General features: G+C 38.7%; 1 protein-coding gene. It reads right to left on the bottom strand.

The window, feature by feature from the left end; genetic code table 11:
* Positions 1–405: ESPR domain-containing protein (locus tag PGX78_RS08660; RefSeq protein ID WP_270446554.1), on the bottom strand; the 405-nt coding region annotated here is incomplete at its 3' end.
* Positions 406–998: the final 593 nt, after the last annotated feature.

Here is a 998-nt window from a genome sequence, read left to right on the forward strand (position 1 = left end):
GAAGCCGACGGCCAAGGTACTGTCACCCTCAGCATTGCTATGTGCACCGAGAGCCGTCGCCGGATGAGCCTTGTTATTGCTAATAGGGAGTCCCTTCGCAACAGCATCGGACCCCAAGGCCACATCCTTAGATTGGTAGGCCCTCGCATCTACACCGATAGCCTGTGAGTTTTGTGAACCACTGCCAATCCCGGCCTTAGCCCCACGGCCTATTTGGAAATTACTCTGTCCAACTTGTGCCCCGTCAGGCCATACCGCCTGTACGGCACCAGTTCCCGCCAATACGGAAAAGGCCACCAAGGCTGTGGCTACCGCCTTCTTACCGCTCGTATTCTTCGCATACTCGGATACGACAATATAACATTGCCGTGACTTACTCCAAACAATCTTAAAAATCTTGTTCATATAACTACCTCTGGTAATAATTCTCTAATTTTGGTTTTGATATTTATAGCAATTTATATAATATTATATATATATGAGTGAATACAACTAAAAGTTCATAGGATTCTTATATCAATATAAAAAAGTCATTATTCTTTTTACGGAATCATTATTTTTAAATTTAATTTTCGTTACATCTGAAAGTTTTACATTCGATTTTTATCATTTTATTGTCTCTTTTGCGTGGTTTTCTCTTTGTTTGTGATAGTTTTGTAACATTTAAGCATGATGAATTTATATCATTAACGGCGGCTTATGCTTAACGTTAATAAAGGGCTGTCATGATACTCTATAAGAAATGTTTAGTCCTCATTTGTTATTTTTTATACAAAAAAAGAAGGATTTAAGAAATATTTGAAGAAGTATATATATGAGTTCTCTTTTTAAACTCCTTATGTTCTCGTGAATAAAATCGACCTGTTTTTTGCCTTATATGAGTAGAGGGGATAAACGAAAGGAGGGTTGCCCTTGTCGGAGTTTCTCAGAACGCTTACCAAAGAACGCCTTATCTTTTGGATTAGCCGTTTATTCCGGTTTTTAACGGATCGAAAGCC

The sequence above is a fragment of the Megasphaera sp. AF13-6AC genome (assembly GCF_027685385.1).
Classification (GTDB): domain Bacteria; phylum Bacillota; class Negativicutes; order Veillonellales; family Megasphaeraceae; genus Megasphaera; species Megasphaera micronuciformis.